The sequence below is a fragment of the Maridesulfovibrio frigidus DSM 17176 genome (genome assembly GCF_000711735.1).
In the GTDB taxonomy this organism is placed as follows: domain Bacteria; phylum Desulfobacterota; class Desulfovibrionia; order Desulfovibrionales; family Desulfovibrionaceae; genus Maridesulfovibrio; species Maridesulfovibrio frigidus.
The window spans coordinates 1-2454 of the sequence record NZ_JONL01000017.1; the positions used below are offsets into that span (position 1 = coordinate 1).

Here is a 2454-nt window from a genome sequence, read left to right on the forward strand (position 1 = left end):
TGTTTCACCAGAACAATTTGAGCAGGAATATTACCGTAAACAAAAACTAGCTGCCTAACCTAAAACGGACTGTCCGTTATTTATGTAGCATTTCATTTGTTAGATTAGCCTCAAAGAGTTCAGCTCCTCTGAGGTCCGCCCCTCTGAGGTCCGCCCCTTTGAGATTCACCCTTGAGAGGAAAGCATCTGTTATTATAGCATCATATAGGTTCGCACCACTGAGGTTTGCCTTTGAGAGTTCTGCATCTGTGAGCTTAACCCTTGTGAGATCTGCCTTTGTGAGGTCCACTTCTATGAGGTTCGCCCCGCGAAGGTCCGCATCTGTAAAATTGGCTCCTTGGAGTTCGGCCTTAATTAGAACTGTCTCAATGAGTTCAGCTTCAGTGAGGTCCGCCCTGCAGAGTTTAGCTTCAGTGAGATTTGCTCCTGATAGAATTGCCCTTTTAAGGGACGCCTCTGTAAGTATTGTCTTTTGAAGGTAATTGCCTGACAGATTTGCTTCATTCAGGTTAGCTCTAGTACAATTAGCATGGCTAAGGTCGCTACTAGCAAATGTAGAGAACTGTCCGTTTACATAATTCAGTTTCGCCCACTGAAGGTTGGTTCTTTCAAAAGTAACGTTTTGCAGTGATGCATTTTGTAATGAAGATTTAGTCAGATCAGCATCAACAATTATTGCTGAATTTAATATAGCATTATTTAGAAGTAGTTTATACTTTTCTAACAGGAATACTACTTCTTCATTGTATAGGAGTGGTCCTTCTTTATTAAAAAAGGCGTGGATTGTTATGAGTGGATTTAATAGTTCTGGTTCAATTGCAATTTTCAACTGTTGAAGAATGGCTATTTTTGAGCACGCTTCAGTTCTTTCATCTGTTGCCATTTCTTGGATGAAATTTTCCTTTTGATTTATTAATGGTTTTGTAATGCGGTCGTACCTATCTATCGCTAAGTTGAAAATAACTATATATATACTTATTATCCAAGGTATAGCGCTGCTCGGTTTTATGTATTCAGGGGCGTCTTCTTCTTTTTTACTTCTGGGAAATAATTTTTCACAAACTAGGCGTATTCCAGAGTATTGGTATATTTTTGATGAATATTTACAGCTAATTAAAAGGATTGTAATCAAGGTAAAAAATATGAGTTTTGTCATTTTAAGTATACTTTTTGTAAGTTGTTATCTATTTGGTGTAACTTGTTACCTAATTATATCAAAAGCAACAACGCCTCTCTTGACACAAAATGCATTCACCGCAGATGAAATTCCCTACGTCCTCGAATATCTGCAATTGCAGACAGCAAACTTCGGAGGCAATGCTATAGATCCCGCACGATCTGAGAAAGCTAGGAAGGCGGCAAGGGCTAGGTGGGATAAGGTGAAGGGGGTTGGGAAGTAGAGATAGGAATATTAAATAAAGCACCCTGCTTTTGGCGGGGTGCTTTATCGTGTTTTAAAGCTGATCAAAATCAATGGAGACTTTGTATCCAAGTGCATTAGCGTACTTTGAGATTGTTTTGAAGGTGGGATAAGGTGCGCTCTCTCCGCATTCAAGCCGTGATATATTGGCTTTGTTGGTTCCCATGAGTTTGGCGAGTTCTTCTTGCGTAACTCCCTTTTCGGTTCTCAGTCTTATTAGCTTACGTCTGAGTTCCCAGATAGGAGTCAGAGCTTCGTACTCTTTACGAGTTTCAGGATCACTGAGTGCTTCCTGCTTGAATGATTCTAAATTTAGACTATTACTCATTTTTTGACCTCCTTCATCCGCTTACGGATAGTTTCCAAGTCCTTTAAAGGTGTTTTTTGAGATTTCTTTATAATCGAATGAAGTATTACTAATTGGTTGTCTTCAATCAGGCAGTAGAAAGAACGTGCAATCCCTTCCTTTCCTTTGGCTCTGATTTCGTACAAACCTTTCCCAAATGGTTTGATATGGGGTTCACCCATAACAAATGGACCTAGCTCTTGAATTGTTTCTAGTATGTGCAACAATTTGGCCTTGATCCCCGAGGGTAATTCAAGAGTCTGCTTCTTTACTTTTTCGCTATAGAATCGAATTGACCATTTCATGAAGCAAAAGTTATCAAAAATGATAACCTCCTACAAGTAAAATTGTCATTATTTAATCCCTGTCAACCCTACCCCCACTGATCCCTGCTGATCTGTGGCGATCTCTCACGTCCTCACTCCAAAACCCCATGTTACTGATTTCATAAGCGTGGAGGCTTTGCTTTCCTTCTTATCCTCGTGTCGTCCGCATCCGAACCTCGGGATGCGGACGACAAACCGGAGTTTGCTGTGAGTGAGATTAGTGAAGAACTAAAGAAAGAGATCGCTGTAATCGTAGCTGCCGCCGTAACTGAAGGCATCATTGTCGCCATGCAGAAGACAGGCACTTGCACGTGCAATCTTGAGCCGGAAGCGGCCAAGGAAGTCGGCACGCTCATGGACAT

At 40.9% G+C, this 2454-nt stretch carries 3 protein-coding genes; all 3 read right to left on the reverse strand.

The window, feature by feature from the left end; translation table 11 throughout:
• Nucleotides 1–76 precede the first annotated feature (76 nt).
• The 3 genes from BR06_RS0119005 to BR06_RS0119020 all read right to left on the reverse strand — a co-directional run bounded on the left by BR06_RS0119005 (nucleotide 77) and on the right by BR06_RS0119020 (nucleotide 2071).
• Nucleotides 77–1156, reverse strand: a complete 1080-nt coding sequence (locus BR06_RS0119005) for a pentapeptide repeat-containing protein (RefSeq protein ID WP_084154278.1) — start codon at nucleotides 1154–1156, stop codon at nucleotides 77–79.
• Nucleotides 1157–1454: 298 nt separating this feature from the next.
• Nucleotides 1455–1748 (reverse strand): helix-turn-helix domain-containing protein, encoded by a 294-nt coding sequence (locus BR06_RS0119015; protein ID WP_031485931.1) that lies wholly within the window; start codon nucleotides 1746–1748, stop codon nucleotides 1455–1457.
• The gene (locus BR06_RS0119020; protein WP_031485933.1) at nucleotides 1745–2071 is read right to left on the reverse strand and encodes a type II toxin-antitoxin system RelE/ParE family toxin; all 327 of its coding nucleotides are present in this window, start codon (nucleotides 2069–2071) and stop codon (nucleotides 1745–1747) included. The genes BR06_RS0119015 and BR06_RS0119020 overlap by 4 nt, the downstream gene beginning before the upstream one ends.
• Nucleotides 2072–2454: the final 383 nt, after the last annotated feature.